Annotated in this window: 19 protein-coding genes and 1 pseudogene; 10 read left to right on the forward strand and 10 right to left on the reverse strand. The window is 70.0% G+C overall.

Annotated elements, in window-relative coordinates:
• Positions 1-2: 2 nt before the first annotated feature.
• Positions 3-329 (forward strand): annotated as a pseudogene (locus tag SACE_RS27045) (TetR family transcriptional regulator C-terminal domain-containing protein); the annotation flags it as partial.
• A gap of 43 nt (positions 330-372) precedes the next feature.
• Here SACE_RS27045 and SACE_RS27050 read toward each other — a convergent pair.
• A complete protein-coding gene (locus SACE_RS27050) occupies positions 373-1,107 on the reverse strand; it encodes a DUF305 domain-containing protein (protein WP_011874788.1) in 735 nt (244 codons plus the stop codon).
• A 213-nt stretch (positions 1,108-1,320) separates the two neighbouring features.
• On the opposite strand from SACE_RS27050, the gene SACE_RS27055 reads away from it, so the two are divergent.
• The 3 genes from SACE_RS27055 (at position 1,321) to SACE_RS27065 (ending at position 3,660) form a co-directional block, all read left to right on the forward strand.
• The gene (locus tag SACE_RS27055) at positions 1,321-2,745 is read left to right on the forward strand and encodes an LVIVD repeat-containing protein (protein ID WP_009944575.1); all 1,425 of its coding nucleotides are present in this window, start codon (positions 1,321-1,323) and stop codon (positions 2,743-2,745) included.
• Between the two features lie 98 nt (positions 2,746-2,843).
• Positions 2,844-3,299 (forward strand): helix-turn-helix domain-containing protein, encoded by a 456-nt coding sequence (locus tag SACE_RS27060; RefSeq protein ID WP_011874789.1) that lies wholly within the window; start codon positions 2,844-2,846, stop codon positions 3,297-3,299.
• Positions 3,292-3,660: a DUF4180 domain-containing protein gene (locus tag SACE_RS27065; protein WP_009944572.1), complete on the forward strand. Its 369-nt coding sequence runs from the start codon at positions 3,292-3,294 to the stop codon at positions 3,658-3,660. Before SACE_RS27060 ends, SACE_RS27065 begins: the two co-directional genes overlap by 8 nt.
• Positions 3,661-3,699: 39 nt before the next feature.
• Here the strand turns inward: SACE_RS27065 and SACE_RS27070 are convergent, their stop codons facing one another.
• Complete coding sequence (locus SACE_RS27070) at positions 3,700-4,809, reverse strand: AAA family ATPase (protein WP_011874790.1); 1,110 nt, start codon at positions 4,807-4,809, stop codon at positions 3,700-3,702.
• A gap of 286 nt (positions 4,810-5,095) precedes the next feature.
• Here SACE_RS27070 and SACE_RS27075 point away from each other — a divergent pair, with 286 nt between their 5' ends.
• Positions 5,096-6,190, forward strand: coding sequence for an IS630 family transposase (locus SACE_RS27075; protein ID WP_011873748.1), 1,095 nt, complete (start codon positions 5,096-5,098; stop codon positions 6,188-6,190).
• Here the strand turns inward: SACE_RS27075 and SACE_RS27080 are convergent.
• The 4 genes from SACE_RS27080 to SACE_RS27095 all read right to left on the reverse strand — a co-directional run bounded on the left by SACE_RS27080 (position 6,187) and on the right by SACE_RS27095 (position 11,132).
• Positions 6,187-8,355, reverse strand: coding sequence for a putative bifunctional diguanylate cyclase/phosphodiesterase (locus tag SACE_RS27080; protein ID WP_050784274.1), 2,169 nt, complete (start codon positions 8,353-8,355; stop codon positions 6,187-6,189). The two genes, SACE_RS27075 and SACE_RS27080, sit on opposite strands and share 4 nt — an antisense overlap.
• 152 nt (positions 8,356-8,507) lie before the next feature.
• Positions 8,508-9,317 (reverse strand): SAM-dependent methyltransferase, encoded by an 810-nt coding sequence (locus SACE_RS27085; protein ID WP_009948271.1) that lies wholly within the window; start codon positions 9,315-9,317, stop codon positions 8,508-8,510.
• A 155-nt stretch (positions 9,318-9,472) separates the two neighbouring features.
• The gene (locus SACE_RS27090) at positions 9,473-10,378 is read right to left on the reverse strand and encodes an oxidoreductase (RefSeq protein ID WP_009948270.1); all 906 of its coding nucleotides are present in this window, start codon (positions 10,376-10,378) and stop codon (positions 9,473-9,475) included.
• Between the two features lie 46 nt (positions 10,379-10,424).
• The gene (locus tag SACE_RS27095) at positions 10,425-11,132 is read right to left on the reverse strand and encodes a M50 family metallopeptidase (protein ID WP_009948269.1); all 708 of its coding nucleotides are present in this window, start codon (positions 11,130-11,132) and stop codon (positions 10,425-10,427) included.
• A gap of 40 nt (positions 11,133-11,172) precedes the next feature.
• Here SACE_RS27095 and SACE_RS27100 point away from each other — a divergent pair, with 40 nt between their 5' ends.
• Positions 11,173-11,601, forward strand: a complete 429-nt coding sequence (locus SACE_RS27100; protein ID WP_308196722.1) for a VOC family protein — start codon at positions 11,173-11,175, stop codon at positions 11,599-11,601.
• A 41-nt stretch (positions 11,602-11,642) separates the two neighbouring features.
• Here SACE_RS27100 and SACE_RS27105 read toward each other — a convergent pair whose 3' ends face one another.
• Genes SACE_RS27105 through SACE_RS27115 form a run of 3 tightly spaced genes read right to left on the reverse strand, consistent with a single transcriptional unit; the run spans position 11,643 to position 14,850 of the window.
• On the reverse strand, positions 11,643-12,239 hold the full coding sequence (locus SACE_RS27105) for an AAA family ATPase (protein WP_009948266.1): 597 nt from the start codon (positions 12,237-12,239) through the stop codon (positions 11,643-11,645).
• A complete protein-coding gene (locus SACE_RS39530; protein WP_231849797.1) occupies positions 12,233-14,572 on the reverse strand; it encodes an alpha/beta hydrolase in 2,340 nt (779 codons plus the stop codon). The genes SACE_RS27105 and SACE_RS39530 overlap by 7 nt, the downstream gene beginning before the upstream one ends.
• A gap of 5 nt (positions 14,573-14,577) precedes the next feature.
• Positions 14,578-14,850 carry a hypothetical protein gene (locus tag SACE_RS27115; protein ID WP_081468351.1) on the reverse strand — a complete coding sequence of 91 codons (273 nt, stop codon included), beginning with the start codon at positions 14,848-14,850 and terminating at the stop codon, positions 14,578-14,580.
• A 564-nt stretch (positions 14,851-15,414) separates the two neighbouring features.
• Here SACE_RS27115 and SACE_RS36975 point away from each other — a divergent pair.
• Positions 15,415-15,612 (forward strand): helix-turn-helix transcriptional regulator, encoded by a 198-nt coding sequence (locus tag SACE_RS36975; RefSeq protein WP_231849799.1) that lies wholly within the window; start codon positions 15,415-15,417, stop codon positions 15,610-15,612.
• Between the two features lie 53 nt (positions 15,613-15,665).
• Here SACE_RS36975 and SACE_RS27120 read toward each other — a convergent pair whose 3' ends face one another.
• Positions 15,666-16,625: a LacI family DNA-binding transcriptional regulator gene (locus SACE_RS27120; protein ID WP_009948263.1), complete on the reverse strand. Its 960-nt coding sequence runs from the start codon at positions 16,623-16,625 to the stop codon at positions 15,666-15,668.
• A gap of 173 nt (positions 16,626-16,798) precedes the next feature.
• On the opposite strand from SACE_RS27120, the gene SACE_RS27125 reads away from it, so the two are divergent.
• The 3 genes from SACE_RS27125 to SACE_RS27135 all read left to right on the forward strand — a co-directional run bounded on the left by SACE_RS27125 (position 16,799) and on the right by SACE_RS27135 (position 21,488).
• Positions 16,799-18,313 (forward strand): sugar ABC transporter ATP-binding protein, encoded by a 1,515-nt coding sequence (locus SACE_RS27125; protein WP_009948262.1) that lies wholly within the window; start codon positions 16,799-16,801, stop codon positions 18,311-18,313.
• Positions 18,306-20,240 carry an ABC transporter permease/substrate-binding protein gene (locus tag SACE_RS27130; RefSeq protein ID WP_009948260.1) on the forward strand — a complete coding sequence of 645 codons (1,935 nt, stop codon included), beginning with the start codon at positions 18,306-18,308 and terminating at the stop codon, positions 20,238-20,240. The genes SACE_RS27125 and SACE_RS27130 overlap by 8 nt, the downstream gene beginning before the upstream one ends.
• 396 nt (positions 20,241-20,636) lie before the next feature.
• Positions 20,637-21,488 (forward strand): hypothetical protein, encoded by an 852-nt coding sequence (locus SACE_RS27135; protein ID WP_162131625.1) that lies wholly within the window; start codon positions 20,637-20,639, stop codon positions 21,486-21,488.
• The last annotated feature ends 48 nt before the right edge of the window (positions 21,489-21,536 follow it).

Genomic DNA, 21,536 nt, shown 5'->3' on the forward strand with positions numbered 1-21,536 from the left:
CGGCGCGGGGCCACCTGCTCGGCCTGCTCCCCCTGGATCCGCAGAGCCGGCGGATGTCGTTGGTGTCGCACGCCTTCTTCAACGCCGCCCTGGTCGACGACGACTTCGCCGCCGTCGCCAGGATCTACTCGCCGATCATCGAGAAGGCGGTCGCCGAACAGATCCGCGAGGCCGATCCGGACGCCGGCGCCGAGCAGGAGGCGGGAATCCTCACCTCGCTCGTGCGCGGCCTCATCGGCAGCGTGCTCATCGGCGAGCGGACACCGCAGCAGGCGGTGGAGCTGGTGGACCGGCAACTGGACCGCGTCTTCGGCGTCAGGAGCCGGTAGCCGCTGACGCTCCTTTCCCTTCCTGGCGCGGGAAGCCGCCCGCTCAGCCGACCTCGGCGGACAGGGCGCGCATGGTGGCGATCTCGTCGGTCTGGGTGACCAGCACGTCCTGGGCCATCGCGTGCACCTGTTCGTCGACGCCGCGGGTGAGCAGGTCGGTCGCCATGGTCACCGCGCCCTCGTGATGGGCGGTCATCAGCCGCAGGAAGAGCCGGTCGAAGTCGGCGCCGCGGGCGGCGGCCAGCTCGGCGAGCTGCTCGGGCGTTGCCATGCCCGGCATCGCGGCGTGCGCGGGGTCCGCGCCGGTGTGCCCGGTGCCGGTGGCGTGCCCGGTGTCCGCGCCGCCGGTGTGCCCGCCATGGCCGGTGTCGCCGCCATGCCCGGTCCGCCCCTGCGCGCCGTGGGTCGCCTGCCAGCCGCGCATCATGTCGATCTCCGGCTTCTGCGCTCCCCCGATGCGTTCGGCCAGCGCCCGCACCTGCGGGTGCTGCGCCCGCTCCGGGGCCAGGGCGGTCATCTCCAGCGCCTGCTCGTGGTGCGGGATCATCATCGCGACGTAGGTCGCTTCGGCCTCGCCAGGAGGTGCCGGCCGGCCGAGCCCCTGGACTTCCTCGCCGGTCGCGACCTTCGGCTCGTCGCCGGGCGCGCCCGGCAACACCACCGGTGCAGGCGGCGGTTCCGGGGTCGAGCACGCGCCGAGCAGCCCCGCCGCGAGAACCACCGCGAACACCGCCGCCGTCCCGGTGCCGAGCCTCCTCGCGGTTGCGCCGAGCTGCATTGATCCTCCTTATACCGACCCAAATGCGACCACACGGACTATTGGGGCCGCAGAACGTGACAAAGATACTGATTCGGGTTGGTACTCCGGTACCGCTGTTTGGCGAGCGCGCGCGCAGGCGCGGGCAGCTCGATAACCGAATCGAATGTGGGGTGGGTTCTGTTGAATCCGAGTTCCAGGCGCAGGCCTGGTCGCGGCGGGGCACGGTTGCGGGTGGCGGGCGTTCTCGCCGGTGTGGTTCCCCTGGTCCTCGGTCTGCTGGCGACACCGTCGCTGGCCGACACCCCCGGTAGCGAGCATCCGGAGGACCCCGGCGCGGGCGTGGTCTCGGCGCAGGCCGTCGCGCGCGAGGTGATCAAGAGCAAGAACATCAAGCACACCGCGCACCTGCCCAAGCAGGCGCCGTTCGACAACATCGAGTCCGTCGGCACCGACATCGCCTTCAAGGGCAGGCACGCCTTCGTCGGCAACTACGGCGGGTTCGTCGTCTACGACATCGCCAAGCCCGACAAGCCGCAGATCGTCACGCAGGTGGCCTGCCCCGGTGGCCAGGGCGACGTCTCGATCAGCGGGAACCTGCTGTTCGTCTCCACCGACTACCCGCGCTCCAACAACACCTGCCAGAGCGAGGCGACCACCGCCGCCGACCCCAACGGGTGGGAGGGCATGAAGGTCTTCGACGTCAGCGACCCGGCCAAGCCGCGCTACGTCTCCTCCATCGCGACAGCCTGCGGTTCGCACACCCACACCCTGGTGCCCGACAAGGCGGGCAAGGCGGTGTACCTCTACGTCTCCTCCTACGCGCCCAAGCCGGAGTTCCCGAACTGCCAGCCGCCGCACGACAAGATCTCAATCATCAAGGTGCCGCTGGACAACCCGGCCGAACCGGTCTTGCTCGACGCTCCGGTCGTGTTCCCGGACGGCGGCAACCCCGGTCAGCCCGGCGGCATCCGGGAGACCTCGGGCTGCCACGACATCACGGTGTTCCCGTCCAAGGACCTCGCGGCGGGCGCGTGCATGGGTGACGGCGTGCTGTTCGACATCTCCGACCGGGAGAAGCCGCGCGTCGTCAACCAGGTCCGCGACGACCAGAACTTCGCGTTCTGGCACTCGGCGACCTTCAACAACGAGGGCACCAAGGTCGTGTTCACCGACGAGCTCGGCGGTGGCAGTGCGGCGACCTGCGACGCCCCGACCGGCCCGAAGCGCGGCGCCAACGGCATCTACGACATCGTCGGCTCCGGTGCGGAATCCAAGCTGGAGTTCCGCAGCTACTACAAGATCCCGCGCCACCAGGCCGCCACGGAGAACTGCGTGGCGCACAACGGTTCCCTGATCCCGGTCCCGGGCAAGGACATCATGGTGCAGGCCTGGTACCAGGGCGGCGTCTCGGTGTGGGAGTTCACCGACTCGGCGCAGCCGAAGGAGATCGCCTTCTTCGACCGCACCCCGTTCGACCCGGGCAAGCTGCAGACCGCCGGGTCGTGGTCGGCGTACTACTACAACGGCCGCGTCTTCTCCAGCGGCATCCAGGAGGGCCTGGACGTGCTGGACATCAAGGACCGGCGGACCGACCCCGCCAAGCGGGTGCGCTTCGAGGAGTTCAACCCGCAGACCCAGCCCGTGTACGCGGACTGACGTCCTGACCAGTGGGCCCCGCCGGGCGATCCCGGCGGGGCCTGCTCATGCGGAAGTCGGTGACGCATCATTCCCTATGTGCGCTATCTTGGGGAGCGATGACGGAAGAAATGTACTCGGTCGAGCAGGTCGCCGAACAGCTCGGCCTGCACGTGCGCACGGTGCGCGGCTACATCCGCTCCGGGCGCCTCAAGGCGGTGCGCATCGGCAAGCAGTACCGGATCGCCCGCTCCGACCTCGCGGAGCTGACCGGGCGGACGCGACCGGCGACCGCGGGGCCCGGCGGTTCCGCGGAGGTGTCGAGCATCGTGCAGGTGGACGGCGTCGACCGGGCCGCGGCCGACCGGCTGGGCACGCTCGTGCTGGCCGGGGCCAACACCTCCCGCGGTTCCGCGCACCCGCTGCGCATCCAGACCGTGCACGACGAGGAGCGCAACCGGATGAAGATCGTGGTCCTCGGCAGTCCCGGCGACACCGCCGAGGTGCTGCAACTGCTCGAAGCCGTCCTGGACGGCGACAACGGCCTGTTCTCCCGGGAGGCGGGCGATGCCTGACCTGACGCAGGAACGGGCCGGGGTGCCGGTGCTGGTGTGCGACCCGGACGGACCGCCGGTGGCCACCGAGCAGGACGTGCTCGACCTGATCGGCGCGACCTACTTCGGCGCCGAGGTCGTGGCCGTACCCGTGAGCAGGCTCCCCGAGCGCTTCTTCACGCTGAGCACCCGATTCGCGGGCGAGGTCATGCAGAAGTTCGCCAACTACCGGCTGCGCCTGGCCGTCGTGGGCGACATCTCGCGGCACCTGGCGGCGAGCTCGGCGCTGCGCGCGCTGGTGCACGAGTCGAACCGGGGCGAACAGGTGTGGTTCGTCCCCGACCTCGACTCCCTCGACGCGCGTCTGCGCGGCGCCGCCTGAACGATCAGGGCCGGTGCCGGGAGGAAGTCGGTTCCGGCGTCACCTGGGGGCGCGACCGGTCCTCTCGGCGATCCACGCCGCGAGATCGGCAGGATCGATGTCATCGGTGCAGAGCGGGTGCGCGCCGGGAAGGTCTTCGTCGAGGCGGGCGGCCTCGTCGACGCTCGCGGCGATCGACTCGTCCAGGGCACGTCCGGCGAGACCGCGTCGGTGGTCACCGGCGATCGGCGGCCCGTCTCCTCGGGCACGTCGCCTGATCCGCGCGGCCAGCGTGCGCGGCGCGGCCCGCAGGACGAAGGTGGCGACGTCGAGCCCTTCCCGCACCGAACCCCCGAATTCGCGCACCGTGGCGATGTCGGCGGTGACGATGACGGTTCGTGCACCGTGCGCGGCGAGCGCGCCGATCACGGCTCGCGCGTTCCGCGCCCGCAGCGGTGCGAGCTGACGCCCGCGCGGATCGGCGCCGACGAATCCGAGCTGGTGCGCGTCCAGGTAGGCGACGCCGCTCCCCTCGTTCGCCAGCCGCATGAAGGTCTGGAACCCGACCGTCGACGAGCCCACTCCGCCCGGCCCGGTCACGAGTACGACGCCGACGGGCGGATCGGTCGCGGCAGGGCCCGCCGGTTCGTGGTCCGCTGCGGTGGCCGCTCGTTCGACGTGCGCGAGCGCGGCCGTCGCCAGGCGTCGCGACACCTCATCGGGCGTCAGCCCGCTGGTGTCGACGCGCAGGTCGGCCAGGGACGGGTCGATCGCCGCGGCGTAGTCGACGGCCAGTTCGGCCTGCTCGGCCAACCATGCCCGCTGCCGGATGCGAGCGCGGAGCACCTCGGCATCGGCGTGGAGGTGGCATGCGAGGACGCGCTCGCGCGGCACGCCGGGAAGCAGCCGGGCGAGGTGCTCCCGATCGTCGGCCAGACCGGCGACGATCAGCAACCGGGCGCCGGCTTCCCGGTAGCCGGGCACGAGCGCGCGCAGTCCGGTGGCGACCAGCCGCGTCTCCGACGCCCGCACGCCGGCCGCGAGGCGGAGCTGGTCGGCGTCGACGAACGCGGCGACCACGCCGCGGTCGGCCAGCTCGGCGAGCAACCGGTAGCCGGCGGTGGACTTCCCCACTCCGGAGGTCCCCAGCAACCACACGACGGCAGGCACGACGCGACCCTAGATCACCACACCCGCGGCGACGACCGGAATTCCCGCGCACCCGCCGGTCGGCCGACCAGGCTCTGTCTTACGAGCGGCGGAGCCGCTTGCGGTGTGGGACTCAGCCTGACCACCCGCGGGTTCTCAGCCGTCTCCTCACGGCGTCGAGGACATACGTCAGTCGGAGATCCCGGAGCGGGAAGGCGGCTGAGGTTCCGCCAAGCGCCCACTACGCAAGCTGCATCCGAAACACGTACTAGTGTCCTGAGTTGGAAGTTTGTTGTATGTTTTGGTGATGGGTCGTAGAGGTCCGCGTTTGCCCGATTTGGCGTTGACGGACGCTGAACGGGAGACGCTTCAGAGGTGGGCGCGTCGCCCGAAAACCGCGCAGGCGTTGGCGTTGCGGGCACGGATCGTGCTCGCCTGCGCCGAGGGAGTGTCCAACATGGACGTATCGCGGCAGTTGCAGATTTCCCCTCCGACGGTGACGAAGTGGCGCCGCCGCTTTGTCGCTGATCGCCTGGAGGGATTGTCGGACGAGCCCCGGCCGGGTGCCCCGCGCACGATCACTGACCAACAGGTCGAAACCGTGATCGCCAAGACACTGGAGGAGGCGCCGCCGAACGAGGACTCGCATTGGTCGACTCGTTCGATGGCGAACGCGGTCGGGATGTCGCAGACGGCGATTTCCCGGATCTGGCGGGCTTTTGAGCTCAAGCCGCACCTGGTGCAGACCTGGAAGCTCAGCACCGATCCGCTGTTCGTGGAAAAGGTCCGAGACGTCGTCGGCCTCTACCTGGACCCACCGGAAAACGCCCTGGTCCTCTGCGTCGATGAGAAATCCCAGATACAGGCTCTGGATCGCACCGCGCCGATCCTGCCGGTCATGCCCACCACCCCGGCGCGCATGACCCACGACTATGTCCGGCACGGCACCACCAGCCTGTTCGCCGCCCTGGACGTGGCCACCGGATCCATCATCAGCCAGCACTACCGGCGGCACCGCCATCAGGAGTTCCTGAAATTCCTGAAGACCATCGACAAGAACACTCCCGCCGAACTGGACTTGCACCTGATCTGTGATAACTACGCGACGCACAAGACACCCGTGATCAAGAAATGGTTGTTGCGCCACCCGCGCTTCCACGTGCACTTCACCCCCACGAGCGCCTCCTGGCTCAACCTCGTCGAACGGTGGTTCGCCGAGCTGACCAACCGCAAACTCCGCCGATCCGCCCACCGCAGCGTCACCGAACTCGAAGCAGACGTCCGCGCCTGGATCGAATCCTGGAACGCCGACCCCACACCCTTCGTCTGGACCAAGACCGCCGACGAAATCTTCCAAACCCTCGCAGCCTACTGCCAACGAATTAACGACTCACGACACTAGTTCTCCGACGCCAGCTGCGCGAGCAGGTTGGGCACCTCGACGTTGGGCACCGGGCCGCCGTAGAGCGCGCCCGCGCCGACCTCGCAGCCCATCTCGTGCCAGCGCCGCGCCTGCTCCTCGCTGTCGACGTCGCCGACCGCCAGCCGCCGCCCGCAGGACCGCACCAGCGGCACGAACCGCTTCACCGCCTCCACCTCCGGCGAGTCCTCGGCGGAGTCGCGGACCAGCCGGACCACGTCGTCGGCGAACTGGATGATGTCGACCGGCAGGTCTCGCAGGTAGCGCAGCTCGCCGGGCGAGGCGTGGAAGCCGTGCAGGGCGGTGCGCACGCCGAGCCGGTCAAGGAACCTGACGTTGTCCCTGGCCTCGTCGTTGTCGCCGAGCATCACGCGCATCGGCATCGACACCCGCAGCCAGCTCGCGTCGAGCGAACCCTCGTCGAGCACCCGGCGGATGGTGCCGACCAGGTCGGGGTCCGCCGCCTGGTTCGGGCTGAGCCCGACCACCAGCGGCGGCCGGTGTCCCGCCCGGTGCCAGCGGGCGAGCTGCTCCCAGGCGCTGCCGAGCATCCAGTCCCGCAGGGACAGCGTCACACCCGAGCGCTCGGCCAGCCGCAGGCAGTCGGCGTGGTCGAGCCTGCCGAACTCCCCCGTCTCCCAGCTCAGTTCCGCTTCGATGGCGATCAGCTTGCTGTCGCCGAGCTGCACCACCGGCCGGTAGACCACGTCGAACTCGCCGAGCTCCAGACCGCCGGGCATCACCGCCGCCAGCTTGGCCTGCGTGCGCTCGTCGGGCGCCCGGTCGGGGTCGAACAGCGCCCACTGCCGCTTGCCCGCCGCCTCCGCGCGCCGCAGCGCCACGTCGGCCGCCCACAGCATGTTGGCCGCGTCGCCGTCTCCAGCGCAGCGTTGCACGACGCCGATGCTGGCCGAGGTGGCGATGCCGTGCTCACCGACGTAGATGGGTTCTGCCAGCTCCTCGTTGATCATCGGCGCGAACTCGTGCACCGGCGGGGTGCGCGGCGACTCCAGCACCAGCACGGCGAACTCGGTGCCGCCGAAGCGGGCCAGGATCGCCTCCTCGCGCTGGATGAGCTGCTCCAGCCTGCGCGCGACGGCCTTGATGATGCCGTCGCCGACCTCGTGGCCGAGCCCGTCGTTGATCAGCTCGAAGCCGTCCAGACCCAGGTGGTAGAGCGTCAGCCTGGCGTCCTTGGGCAGGTTGCCCAGCGCCGCCTCCAGCCGGGTGCGGAAGAACTGCCGGTTGGGCAGGCCGGTCATGGCGTCGTGCAGCGCCTGGTACTGGAACCGCTCCTGCAGCAGGTGCAGTTCGCTGATGTCCTCGACCATCGTGACGAAGTGCGCGGGAGCGCCGTCGGCTCCCTTGAGGACCGACACCGCGAGGTAGGCCCACGCCGGCTCGCCGTCGGCACGCAGCAGCCTGCGCCGCTCCCGCAGCCGCTGCGTCCGGCCGCCCTCGGCCAGCTCGGCGTAGGCGGCGGTCAGGTACTTGGCGTCCTCGGGGTGGAACAGGTCGTGCACCGTCATCGACCCGAAGTCCTGCGACCGGTAGCCCAGCGTCTCCCCGAGCGCCGGGTTGACCTGCACGAACTTGCCGGTCAGGTCGCAGATCGCGACGCCGATGGGCGTGGTGGTGAAGACCTCGCCGAACCGCGCCTCGCTGGCCGCCAGGTCGCGGTCGGCCTGCAGCTTCGAGCGCAGCAACGCGCGTTTGAGCGTCTCCTGCTGGACGAACGTGCTCTCCCGGTCGGCGGCGGCGTAGCCCGCGGCGATCGCGGTGAGCAGCCCCAGCATCCGGTGCACGCTCTCGTCGGCGGTGTCGGCGACCATCACGTCGCGGATCAGGTCCAGGCTCAGCGTCAGGCTGTCCTCGCCGGTCGCGTGGATCTCCACCAGGCGGGTGCCCACGGCCCGGCCGGAGTGGTCGGTGCGCTCCGGGTCCTCGAGGGCGTCGATGATGAGCTCGACCAGCTCCAGCATGCACAGCTCGATGGCATCGCGCGACATCGGGATGTAGGAGGCCGAGCTGAGCCGGCTCGCCCACTTCCTGGCCACCGCGGTGCGCCACCCGCTGTTGTGCCGTTGCGGCGTCAGCACTCCCGGCACCCGGTCGTCCGCCGGGTCACCCGGCTCTCGCACGCTCATCTCCCGCTCCACAGAGCTGTTCGACATCGGTCCCACGCCTCACACCAGCCCCGGTCCGGCGGGCGCGCCGCGTTCCGGCATCGGTGCCAGTGGCACCCGCGCCCCCGCCGCGGGCCCCCGCCGCTGCTGTCGTGGCAATCCCCTCCCCGGCATCACGGCTTGCGTCCCACCCCCGCGTAGATCCGCGAGCCGCCGGGCTCCTGCTCGGCCTGCTCCGGCCGGTCCGGCCGCCACTGTGCGGTGCCCACCACGCCGGGCTCGACGACGTCGAAACCGGCGAACAGCTCGCGGATCTCGGCGTGGCTGCGCGGCTGCACCGGGTCCGAGCTGTGCGACATCACCTCGACGGCACCGGCCATCTGCTCGGCACCGGTGTCCGCGGTCAGGTGCGACAACGCCAGGAAGCTGCCGGGGGCCAACGCGTCCCGGTACCGGGCGAGCACGCAGTGCGCTTCGGCGTCGGGCAGGACGAAGTGGAAGACCCCGGTCATGAGCAACCCCACCGGTTGCGAGAAGTCCAGCAGCCGCCGGGTCGCGGCGTGGCCGAGGATTGTCTCCGGCTCGAGCATGTCGGCTTGCACGATCGTGGCGTGCTCGTCGCCCTCCAGCAGGAGCTGGCTGTGGGCGACCGCGACCGGGTCCCGGTCCACGTAGACCACGTGGGCACCCGGCACGGCCTCCTGGGCGATCTCGTGCACGTTGCCGACGGTGGGGATGCCCGAGCCGATGTCGAGGAACTGCCGCACACCCCGGCCCGCCAGGTACACCACGGCGCGGCGCAGGAACGCCCGGTTGAGCCGGGCGAGGTCGCGCGCGCAGGGCAGCACCCGCAGCAGGCGTTCGGCGAGCTCGCGGTCGGCGGCGAAGTTGTGCGCACCGCCGAGCAGGTAGTCGTAGACGCGCGCGGCGCTGGGGAGCTCCTCGTCGATCTCCCCGGCTGCCCGCGTTACCTGTTCGCTCAAGGCCGCACCTCGGATGTCGCATCGCTACGTGTCGGCCAGACTACTGGGTGACGCCACACCCCCGGGGCCGCAGCCCGCGGTGATCACCGCGGAGGTCATCAGTATCGATCGAGATCTTCCGGACCCGCAAGGATCCTGGCGAGGCGGAAAGCCGCTCAGTGCGCTTCTTCGAGCGTGTCGCCCTCGGCGACGAGGGCGTCCAGTTCGGCCACTTCGGCGTCGGTGAGCTCGATGCCGGCGCAGGCGGTGTTCTCCTCCAGGTGCGCCGGCGACGAGGTACCGGGGATCAGCAGGACGTTCGGCGAGCGCCGCAGCAGCCACGCCAGGGACACCTGGGCCTGCGTCGCGCCGGTGCGTTCGGCGACCGCGCGCAGCGCGGCGTCCTCGCGCGCCCGGCTGCCGTGGAAGCCGGAGCCGAGCGGGAAGAACGGGACGAAGGCGACGCCGAGCTCGGCGGTGCGGTCCAGCAGGTCCGCCGAGGTGCGGTCGACGACGTTGTAGAGGTTCTGCACCGAGGCGATGTCGGTGATCCCGCGGGCCTGCTCGAACTGCTCCAGCGACACGTTGGACAGTCCGACCGCCCGCACCAGGCCCTGTTCGCGCAGTTCGGCGAGGGCGCCGAGCTGGTCGGCCAGCGAGATGCCGGGCTGCTCGGTGAGGTGGCGCAGGTTCACCAGGCCGATCGAGTCGGTGCCGAGGCGCCGCAGGTTGTCGTGCACCTGCGCCTTCAGCGCGTCGGGGTGGCCGAGCGGCAGCCACCCGCCCTGGTGGTCGCGGTAGGCGCCGACCTTGGTGGCCAGCACCAGGTCGTCACCGTAGGGGCTCAGCGCCTCGGCGATCAGCTCGTTGACGACCCACGGGCCGTAGAAGTCGCTGGTGTCGATGTGGTCGATGCCCAGCTCGACCGCGCGGCGCAGCACCGCGACGGCGGCCTCGCGGTCGGCGGGAGGGCCGAACACACCGGGACCGGCGAGCTGCATGGCGCCGAACCCGACGCGGTGCACCGCCAGGCCGTCGGCCAGGTCGAGCGTGCCGCCCAGTGCCGTCGATGAACTCGTCACGCCGCGATGTTGCTGCATCGCGGCGCGATCGGCAACGAGCGACGGCTCACACCTGCGGGATCAGCAGCAGCCAGCGGCCGCCGGCGAGCAGGGCGCCGAGCCCGATCAGCATCCACAGCCCCAGCCACATCGCGGGAGGCACGCCGGTGAGCCGGGCGAGCTGGTCGGCGTCGGAGTTCGGCGCGCGACCACCGGCCCGCTTGCGGCGCAGCTCCGCGACCGGGCGGATGCCGCCGAAGAGCAGGAACCAGCTGAACAGCAGGCAGCACAGGGCCTGCCAAGCCGGGGTGGCGAACCACGACACCGCGAACACCACGCCGCCGGTCAGCACCACCGAGAGCACGCCGTAAGCGTTGCGGATCGCGAGGAGCATCACGGCCAGCAGGCCGACGCTGATCCACAGCATGAGCCGGGCGCCGTCGGAGGACACCAGCCACGCGCCGCCCAGGCCCAGCAGCGAAACCGCCGGATAGCCCGCGAAGAGCGTGAACACCATGCCGGGGCCGGTCGGCTTCCCGGTGGAGACGGTGAGCCCGGAGGTGTCGGAGTGCAGCCGGATGCCGTTGAGCGTGCGGCCGCTGAGCAGCGCGATCACGGCGTGGCCGCCCTCGTGGGCGATGGTCACCACGTTGCGCAGCAGCCCCCAGGTCCCGTGCGAGGCCACCAGCGCCAGCGCGACCACGCCGACGGCCAGGGCGAGCAGGTTGCCGGAGTCCAGCAGCTCCGAGGTCCAGCTCCGTACGATCTCGTCCACAGCAGACACTCACGGTTCGGGGTCGGATGGCCCGGCAAGGATGCCACACCCGGAAATCCCCACCACCGCCTCCGCTCGCGCGACTACGTTGGGCACTCGTGATCCTGCGCCACGTGACCGTCGACTGCGCCGACCCGTACCGGCTGGCCGCTTTCTGGAGCGAGGTACCGGCTGGCCGGTCTCCGGAGCGTACGCGCCGGGCGACCCCGAAGTGCTGGTCGAGGCACCCGCGCCGCTGCCCGGGTTGCTGTTCATCCGGATGCCGGAACCCAAGGCGAGCAAGAACCGCATCCACTTCGACCGGATGCCCACCGACCGCACGCGAGACGAGGAGGTCGAGCGCGTCATCGGCCTCGGCGCGACGCTGCACGAGGACCACCGCACACCCGACGGCCGCGGCTGGGCGACGCTGCTCGACCCGGAAGGCAACGAGTTCTGCGTGGAGCGCGGCCCGGCCGAACGGGGGTAGCCGAACTGCTGCGCCTGGCCAGTGGTCGTGAACGACGGACCCTAGCCGAGCCGGATCTGCTTGAGCGCCGTCCACGAGCGGCGCAGTCCGGCGAGCACCGCCACGTCGCGGTTGGGCTCGAGAGCCACCCCGACCGACTCGGCGATGCGTTCCGCGACCTGGGCAACGCTCAGGTGGTCGGTCCAGAGATGCTCGGCGAACTCGGGGTGCCGGAGCCTGTCCAGGCACAGGTCGACCTTGGAGACCGCGAAGTCCTCCCGGAAGATCCCGAGGCCGCGGCCGCGGAGCCGCCGCAGAACGGTCTGCCTGTCGGCGAGCAGCGCGAAGTGCCGGACGTCGTGGCCGGCGTCCCGCAGCCTGCCGACGATCTCGTCGAAGTACACCGGCTCGACGAGCGTCATCGGAGCGATCACCGGGCCCTCGTGCTTGTGCAGGACCAGGTCGAGCACTTCGTGGACGCCTTGCCGCCATGCCGTGAGGTCCTGGAAGTCCCCTCGCAGCGATGCGGGCATCATGCGGCGCAGCCCGATGCCGACTTCCTCGGGATCGCAGACCAGGCTGCCGGGAAGCCTTCTCCGCAACTCGTGGGCGGTCTGCGTCTTCCCGCCGCCGAACGCGCCGTTGATCCAGATCAGCACGTCGGCCAGCCTACGGCGAGCCGGTCCGTCGCGGGATTCTCCACGCTCCCCGGCGCTCCCGCCGCGACCAGCCGGAGTTCCGCGCCCGTCTCAGCCCGACGCGCGCACGACGAGTTCCGGCGCGATGGCGATGCGCTGCACGGGCGCGTCCTCGGCCGCCAGCAGCCGCACCGCCTCGGCGGCCATCTGCATATCACCCGAGACGCTGTCTCAGTGCGTTCAGGAGCAAAACTCCGGGTGCTCTGATGAGCAGGAAGATCCGAGACGGTTACTTGGGTCCAACGACCAAGCTGATGATCGCGCCTAGGAGCAGCAGGACCTCCGCCGAAACCACGAGCCTGGATAGCGGGTGCCGCCATCCGGTGACCGTGACCAGGATGAGGGTCCCGATGGCGCTGGCTAGCACGAACACCATGAAGAACGTCGTAGCGATGCCCTGCTCCACGCCGAAGCCTTCGTAGCCTTGGTTCGCGATCACATACAGCGTGATGACCGCTGCGGCACCGAGGGCGAGAAGTGGCCAGGCGAGGATGTGACCAAGAACCAGCTTCCACCGTGTTCCGGAGCGCTCTGTGTCGTCGGTCATCGCATCCCTTCCGTCTGCCGACGGTCAGCCGGGCCATGCCCTCTAGCGACGCCTTCTTATCCCAATACTCCGTGTGCCCGCCATTTGGGTCCGTCGGCAGTTCCCGCGCGCCGAACGACGGGTCCGATGGGTCGTGGCCGTGGATGTGGTAGTCCCCTTCCCGGAACCACTGGTCTGGGCGGGCCGTGACCCCGTACTCGATGGCGTCGCTGTCCGAGGTCCCCGACCAAACATGCTCCGGCTGAACGCCGAGTTCGCTGGCGTTCTCGACACCAACGCCGGGCGAACCGAGGAACGCGATGTCGTCAGCGTGCACCCCGTAATCGCGTGCGGCCTCACCGACAACGGTGGATCCGTAGCTGTGGCCGAGGATCGTATTGTGTGAGGGCGGCCCATCATGGGTGGCGCGTAGGCCTTCCTGAAACTTGGCGAGGTCCCCGCCCGCATCCTCGGAATAGCTGCCGGATAGCGCGTACGGGAAGACCTCCGCCGGCGACTCGTAGTCGCACCACATCACTGCCGCAACTTCCTGACGTGGAGCCATTTCCCGCGCCAGCCCCAACATCACGTCATTGCGCTGAACATCGCCCGCAGCGCCACCGAGATCCGCAGTCGTCCCCGGAACCATCGTCATCACGTGATCCGCGGTGTCCGGGTTCCCGCTGGCGACAATGACACGACCGCGCCCGTCGGCACCGGTGGAATCGATGCCGAGCAAGAAGTGCCCTGTGTTTGGAGGACCGATCTTTTCCTCTAGCGCTTCAATCCCATCAAGGGCTTGTTCCATCTGCTCGATTCGGTACCAGTCCTGGGCGTTCTCACTCTCGGGGTCGAGTCGTGCCTTTTCGTCCCGGATGCGGTCCACAAGCGCCTGACGTTGCTGGGCCAACCGTGCCCGGTTTACGTCGTCCCTGACGACAGCCGGGACGCCATCGGCGCTGCCGACCATCTGAGGGTAGCGGTCGCTCAAATCCGCGCGCTGGGCGTCCGACAGCGATGCCCAGCAACCACGTACGGCCGCCGGACCTTGCCCCATCGCCTGTTCGAACATGCCCCTTGTCGCCTCGGCGGCGCGGGTTTCGACCAAGGTCGCGGCGTTAGCCAACGCCATGCTCGCCGGGCTGCTCGGGTGAGCGCCGGCCTCACCCCAGGCAGCGGATTGTGGAATGGCTTCGAGTGTGGCCCGGTGCACGTCTAGCGCCCTGATCAGGGCTTCATGCGCCACCCGTTCGGTCCCGCGCGCCTGTTGCACCGTCGCTTGCGCTTCAGCCCACGCGGCCGCCTTCTTCTCGTTCAGCGCCTTAATGGCCTCGTACCTGGCATTCGCCTGGTCGGTGACCCGGATGTCATCCGGCGACGGGTTATCCCCGAGCGGCGGTGGAGGGTGCGCCTCCGATAGCTTTGGGGGGTAGATCATCAGGTCGGCCACCATCAGTTCGCCGTCCCGCGCCACCTGCTTGGCCTGTTCCATGCGCGCCTTGACAGTGTCGATCTCATCCGACCAAGTCTCGACGGCTTGTGCGACGCGTGGGAACAACTGCGCCAAGGCGTCGCCGTCGCGCCCTTGCTGGATTACCCAACCCTGGAACACCTCCGACGCCTGCCCTTCCCACTCGCCAGCAGCCTTGGTCCGGACTTGGTACTGGCCGGTGGCCACCCGCTCAATGGCACCTTCGAAGGCGCGTACCTGCCGGGCGTAGGTGCGCATCGTGGCCGGGCTTCCGGCGACCCACGTGTTCAAGGTCATGCTCGTCAGCGCCCCAGGTCCCGGAACATCCCGGAGTTGCTGTCGTCGGTGGCGGCGTAGTCGGCCTTATTGGCGTCCAGGTCTGCCGCACCCTTGTGCACGGTTTCCACGTATCCGGCGGCAGCGCGCATCAAGTCAGCCAGGGTCGCCGACACCGCCGCACTGGAGGCGCCCGCGTCGGCGGGCGGCAACGGTTGAGCTTTGCCGAGTTCGGTGGTGGAAACCTCCATCTCACCGGCCAGCGTCGATAACGTCGCTGGGTCGACACGAACGGACACGTAAAATCTCCCCTGATCACTGAGTGTTGATCAGGGGTGACGCTATCGAACCCACTATGTCGCGGGCAGCGTACTTCTACGCATCACCCGAACAGCCCAAGGTGATACGCGTAGTCCTACAGCTGTGGCGTTAGCTTCATCGTTCGGTCCGGTACCACTCCTTCCCATCGTCGTTGCTGTGGTCGGCCATGCCACGTTGCTACTGACTGGACTTCGAAGAGCGGTCAGCGTGCACGACTTCGGGCTGAATCCCTGCTTCCGAGAGCAAGCTGTGTCGGCAGTCGCGGCAGGACTTGAACGTGATCCAGTCCATCTCCGAGGGCTGAGCCATCGGCACCGTGCGGCCACACACAGCCTCGTCGGCCGAACGGCCTTCCCAGCGCCGTCCGCGGAAGGCGTGGCGCACTCCACCGACTTCCTCGGCTACCGGTAGCCAGTAGTGCCCGCTCGTCATTGCGACGACCTCATCCCCTCGACCAGTGCCTCAACTGCCTTATTTGGCCCAATTGACTCAACTGTAGCAACGGAGGCGCGCGAGGTGCCGGAAGTTCGTACGTTCGGGTAGTGGCTGATCGACTGATCTCGACGGGAGAGCTGGCAAAGACTCTCGGGCTGTCTCGATCCTCGATCGCCCGCTACGCCGTGGATGGACGCCTCACACCAGCGTTGATCACGCCAGGCGGTCAGTACCGATGGGACCTGGACGACGTGAAAGACCAGTTCCGCAAGCTGGCGCAGGACCGCCGTAACGACCAACCGTAGGTGTGCACAGCACCCGCCGTATACCTGGCTGAACCGCTCCCGGTACTCCGCCCTCAGCCCGACGCGCGCACGACGAGTTCCGGCGCGATGGCGATGCGCTGCACGGGCGCGTCCTCGGCCGCCAGCAGCCGCACCGCCTCGGCGGCCATCTGCTCCTGCGGCTGGCGGACCGTCGTCAGCGGCGGCTGCCCCAGCTCCGCGTAGGGGATGTCGTCGAAGCCGGTGACCCGCACGTCGTCGGGGACGCGGACGCCGCGGCGCGCGAACTCCGCCAGCATCCCGAGCGCGATGGTGTCGTTGCCGCAGACGATCCCCTCCGGCAGCGGGCCCGCGGCGAGCAGCCTTCCGGCCGCCTCCTTGCCCCAGTCCCGGCTGAAGTCACCGAGCAGCACCGCATCGCCCGCCAGCCTGCGGTAGGCGTCCAGCCGTTCCTGCGACGAGGAGTCGGTCGGCTCGGCTCCGACGAAGGCCAGCCTCCTCGCGCCCTGCGCGCCCAGGTGGCGCACCACCTCGGCGATGCCCGCCTCGCTGTCGACCCCGACCCAGGTTCCGGCGAAGCCGTTGACGCGCAGGTCCAGTTGCACCACCGGCACCCGGGCGGCGGCGGTTTCCATCACCTCGATGCTGTGTTCGCGGTGGCAGGGGATCATCACCAGCGCGTCGACCCGGCGGTCCAGCAGCGACCGGACCTGCGCCTGCTCGGCTTCCGGGTCGTAGTGGGAGCTGGTGAGCAGCAGGCTGCGCTGGCCGAGCTGGAGACGGCGCTCCACGGCCTCGACGAGGGTCGCGAAGAACGGGTTGGAGATGCGCGGCACGAGCATGCCGACGGTGTGGGTGGTGCGGCTGCGCAGCGCCGCGGCGACCGAGTTGGGCTCGTAGTCGAGCTCGCGGGCGGCGGCAAGCACCTTCTCCCGGTTCTCCGCCCGCACCCCGCGCTGCCCGGACAGGGCGCGCGAGGCGGTGGCGACCGAGACCCCGGCCCGCGCCGCCACGTCGTGGATCCTGATGCCCAACTGCCAGCCCCCTTCGCGGATGTGACCGCCACCCTACTGTAATCGGTTTCCGCCAGAAGTAGTCACTTGACAGCGCTGCCGCGCTGCTACAAGGTACGCCGAGCATGGAAATCGGTTTCCACCCGTTTTCCCTGCCGGCTCGACGATGAGTAACGCGGCAGAAAGGCACGACCATGGCCGAACCGCCCCGGGGGCGCCTGGAGCTGGCCGGAGTCTCGAAGTCCTACCCGGGCGTGCGGGCGCTGGACTCGGTCGACTTCGACCTGCGCGCCGGTGAGGTGCACGTCCTGCTCGGCGAGAACGGTGCGGGCAAGAGCACCCTGATCAAGATCATGGCGGGCGTGCACCGGCCCGACGGCGGAGTCGTGCGGGTCGACGGCGAGCAGGTGCGCCTGAGCGGGCCCGACCACGCCGAGCGGCTTGGGATCTCCACCATCCACCAGGAGATGGCGCTCGTCGGCCAGCTCACCGTCGCCGAGAACATCTACCTGGGCCGCCCGCCCCGCCGGTTCGGCGTGGTCGACCACGCCCGCATGCGCCGCCAGGCGCGCGAACTGCTCGACCGCACCGGCCTGGACCTGGACGTGGACGCGGTGGTCGGCGAGCTCGGCGTCGCCCAGCGCCAGCTGGTGGAGATCGCCAAGGCGCTCAGCCTGGACACCCGCTTCCTGATCATGGACGAACCGACCGCCGTGCTCAGCCGCACCGAGGCGGGCAGGCTCTTCGAGCTCGTCGGCGACCTCGCCCGCGACGGCGTCGGCGTCGTGTTCATCTCGCACCTGCTCGACGAGGTGGGCGAGATCGGCGACCGCGTCACGGTGCTGCGCGACGGCGCGAAGGTCGGCGAGGTGCCCGCCTCCACCGACCCCGGCGAGCTGGTGCGGCTCATGGTCGGCCGCGCCATCGACCAGCAGTACCCGCCGCGCGAGTCCCGGATCGGTGACACGCGGCTCGAGGTCCGCGGGCTCGGCACCGACGGCGTGCTCGAGGACATCACGTTCAGCGCCAGGGCCGGGGAGGTCGTCGGCATCGGCGGGCTCGTCGGTGCCGGGCGGACCGAGCTGGTGCGCGCGATCTTCGGCGCCGACCGCTACGACCGGGGCGAGGTCCGGGTCGGCGGCCGGTCGATCCCGCGCGGTGACATCGCAGCGGCCCGCGCCGCGGGGCTCGCGCTGGTGCCGGAGGACCGCGCCGGACAGGGTCTGGTGCTCGGCGGGTCGGTGGAGGAGAACCTGGGGCTGGCGACGCTGGGCGAGCGCACCCGCGGCGGTCTGGTGGACCGCGCGGAGCAGCGGCGCGCGGCCGAGAAGTCGGTGCGGGACCTGCGGATCCGCGTTGCCGGGCTCGACCAGCACGTGGTCACCCTCTCCGGCGGCAACCAGCAGAAGATCGTGATCGGCAAGTGGCTGCTGGCCAGGCCGCGGGTCCTGATCCTCGACGAGCCGACCCGCGGCATCGACGTCGGCGCCCGCGCCGAGATCTACGAGCTGATCAACGAGCTCACCCGCGACGGCACGACCGTCGTCGTGGTTTCCAGCGACCTGCCCGAGCTGCTGGGCATCAGCGACCGGGTGCTGGTCATGGCCGACGGAAGACTGCGCGGGGAGCTCGACGGCGCCGAGGCGACCCAGGAGCGCGTGATGGCGCTGGCGGTCTCGAACAACACGCAAGGAGATTCCGATGCCTGACAACGAGGTCAAGCAGCGACCTCGCCCGCTGAGCGCGCTGGGCCGCACCGCCGGTCCGCTGACCGGGCTGCTGGCGCTGGCGGTGCTGCTGGCGGTGCTGTCGCCGGACTTCCTGACCGCCAACAACCTGCTCAACGTGGGTGTGCAGGCGTCGGTCGTGGCGGTGCTGGCCTTCGGCATGACGTTCGTGATCGTCAGCGGTGGCATCGACCTGTCGGTGGGCAGCGTCGCTGGGCTTTCCGGCATCGTCACCGGCTGGGCGGTAGCCGGGGCGGGACTGCCGCTGTGGCTGGCGATTCCGGTCGGGCTGGCCGCGGGCGCGGCGGCCGGGCTGCTCAGCGGTGTCCTGATCACCGCGGGGCGGGTGCCGCCGTTCATCGCGACCCTGGCGATGCTCAGCGTCGCGCGCGGTCTGGCCCTGGTGCTCGCCGACGGGCGTCCGATCAGCCTGGACGGCTGGCTCGCCGAGCTCGGCAGCGGCGAGTTGTTCGGGTTCCTGCCCTACCCGGTGCTGGTGATGCTGGCGATCGGGCTGCTGACGGCGTTCGTGCTGCGCCGCACCTATGCAGGGCGCGCGATGTACGCGATCGGCGGCAACGCCGAGGCCGCCCGCCTCTCCGGCATCAAGGTCAGCAGGCAGAAGCTGCTGATCTACGCGCTGTCCGGGCTTTTCGCGGCGGTGGCGGGCATCCTGCTCGCCGCGCGGCTGGCGTCGGCCCAGCCCGAGGCGGGCAGCGGCTACGAGCTGGACGCGATCGCGGCCGTGGTCATCGGCGGCGCGAGCCTCGCGGGTGGCGTCGGCTCGGCGCTGGGCACCTTCGTCGGCGCCCTGGTGCTGGCGGTGCTGCGCAACGGGCTCAACCTGCTGGACGTCTCGGCGTTCTGGCAGCAGGTGGCCATCGGCGCGGTCATCGCGGTCGCGGTGCTGTTCGACACGCTGCGCCAGCGCAGGCGGACCGGGCGCCGCGGGGCGCTGCGGACCCCAGCGGTGCGGCGCGCCATCGCGGCCGTCACGGCGCTGCTCGTCGTCGCCGCGGGCTGGGCCGTCTACGAGCGGCAGCAGGGACCGGCCGACGCCAGGCTGCGCATCGCGCTCTCGGTGTCCACTTTGAACAACCCGTTCTTCGTCGACGTCCGGGCGGGCGCGCAGGCCGAGGCCGACCGGCTCGGTGTGGAGCTGTCGGTGACCGACGCGGGCGAGGACGCCTCGCAGCAGGCCAACGCGGTGCAGAACGCCATCGCGCGCAACGCCGACGCGATCATCGTCAACCCCGTCGACTCCGACGCGGTGGTCCCTTCCGTCAAGGCGGCCAACGACGCCGGGATCCCGGTGGTCGGCGTCGACCGCGCGCCCAGCGCGGGCACCGTGGTCACCACCGTCGCCTCCGACAACGTCACCGGCGGTCAGCTCGCGGCCAGGGAGCTCGTGCGACTGGTCGGGTCGGGTCCGGTGGCGGTGCTGGAGGGCAAGCCGGGCACCTCGGCGGCCAGGGAACGCGGGGAGGGCTTCACCAACGAGATCCGCAACCACCCGCAGATCCAGGTCGTCGCCTCGCAGCCGGCCGACTTCGAGCGCACCAAGGCCCTCGACGTCATGCAGAACATCATGCAGTCGCACCCGGAGGTCAGGGGCGTCTTCGCCGCCAACGACGAGATGGCCCTCGGCGCGGTCAAGGCACTCGGCGCCAGGGCGGGCACGGACGTCAAGGTCGTCGGGTTCGACGGCACCCCGGAAGGCCTCGACGCCGTCCGCGCGGGCACCGAAAGCGCCGACGTAGCCCAACAGCCGAAACTTCTCGGCAAGGCAGCCGTCGAGCAGGCCGTCCGCGCAGCCCGCGACCACAACCAGGGCCCTGGCCCGGCAACGAGCATCCCGGTCCAGGTAGTCACGAGGGAAACCGTGGAGCAGTTCCTACGCGGCCAGTGACACGAAGCGGGCCCCGCCAACCCACAGGGGCGGGGCCCCGGTTCTCATCCCGGAGACCTGCCGGGGGCCTGGGGGCGGCGAGCGCCCCAGAAACCCCCTTCTCAAGGCGACCCGCAAGGCCAGGGTGACCACCCCGAAAACTGGCCCACCCCCACTCTGAAAGAGACCCGCCAGCACCACCGGATGCGCCGAAAACCCACGCGCCCCTGCTCTCAAAGCGCCCCGCAATGCCAAGGTGACCACCCCGAGAGTCCCGCGCCCCCACCCTGAAGGCGACCCGCCAGCCCCACCGGATGCCCCGCAAACCCACGCACCGCGATACCGGCGAATCACCGTTCTTGCGACGCCCCGCTTGTTAGAGTTCTGCTCTTGGTGCCGGCCGGCGAGCGGGGGTTGGTGACATTGCCGGAGGACAAGAGGGAACCCCCGGAGAAGCAGGGCAGCTCCGGAGATCCGCCGTGGGTCCTGATCACCGGCGCGGCCGCGTCGATCGTCGCGGTTCTCGGTTTCTTCGGGTTCTCCAACATCGAGCAGGTGACGAGCCTGTTCGCCGAATCCGCGTCACCGTCGTCAACCACCGAACCCACGCGAACGTCGACCGAGTTCGCGAAGTCGGAGACGACAGAGCCGGAATCCGCAGAGCCGGAATCCACGGAACGGGACAGCACTTCCGAGGCCGCCCGGCCGACCTCCACCGAGTTCGACTCGAGCACGCTGGACGACATCTCGACCGACGAGACCCCGTTCACGCGGGACGCCCTGCTACCCGGAACCTTCACCGACAGCAAGGGAGTCGAGTACTCGCTGGTGGCCTCGGGCACCCACGACTGCACCTCCGCGGCCCACATGAGCAGCAACATGCGGGAGCTGCTCAGCGAGTTCGACTGCTCCAGGAGTGTGACCGGGAACTACCGGCCCGGTGACGACAGCATCCTGGTTTCCGTCCAGGTGCAGGCATTCGAAGACGCTTCGACCGCGCAGCGGTTGTCCGACGCCATCGGACGCACGGAGACCGTCAACTACGGAATCTTCTGCCCGACCAACGGCGTCGGAAGCGACGCCTGCGGCAGCTCGGACTACCCCGAGGCGGAGATTTCGCAGTACCGCGCCGCAGACCACAGGTATCTGGTCCTGGCAACCGCCTTCTACACGAACCTGACGTCGGACAGCCGCAGCGCGGAATGGACCGGCCCCGCCGCCAAGGCCGCCTCCAGAGCCGCGGGCCCGGAGAACCACGTCGGGAGCTAGGACGTCTGACCGCCGGGCCGGCGTTGGCACGGCCGTCTTGCCGTCTCT

Source organism: Saccharopolyspora erythraea NRRL 2338, from assembly GCF_000062885.1.
Lineage (GTDB): Bacteria > Actinomycetota > Actinomycetes > Mycobacteriales > Pseudonocardiaceae > Saccharopolyspora_D > Saccharopolyspora_D erythraea.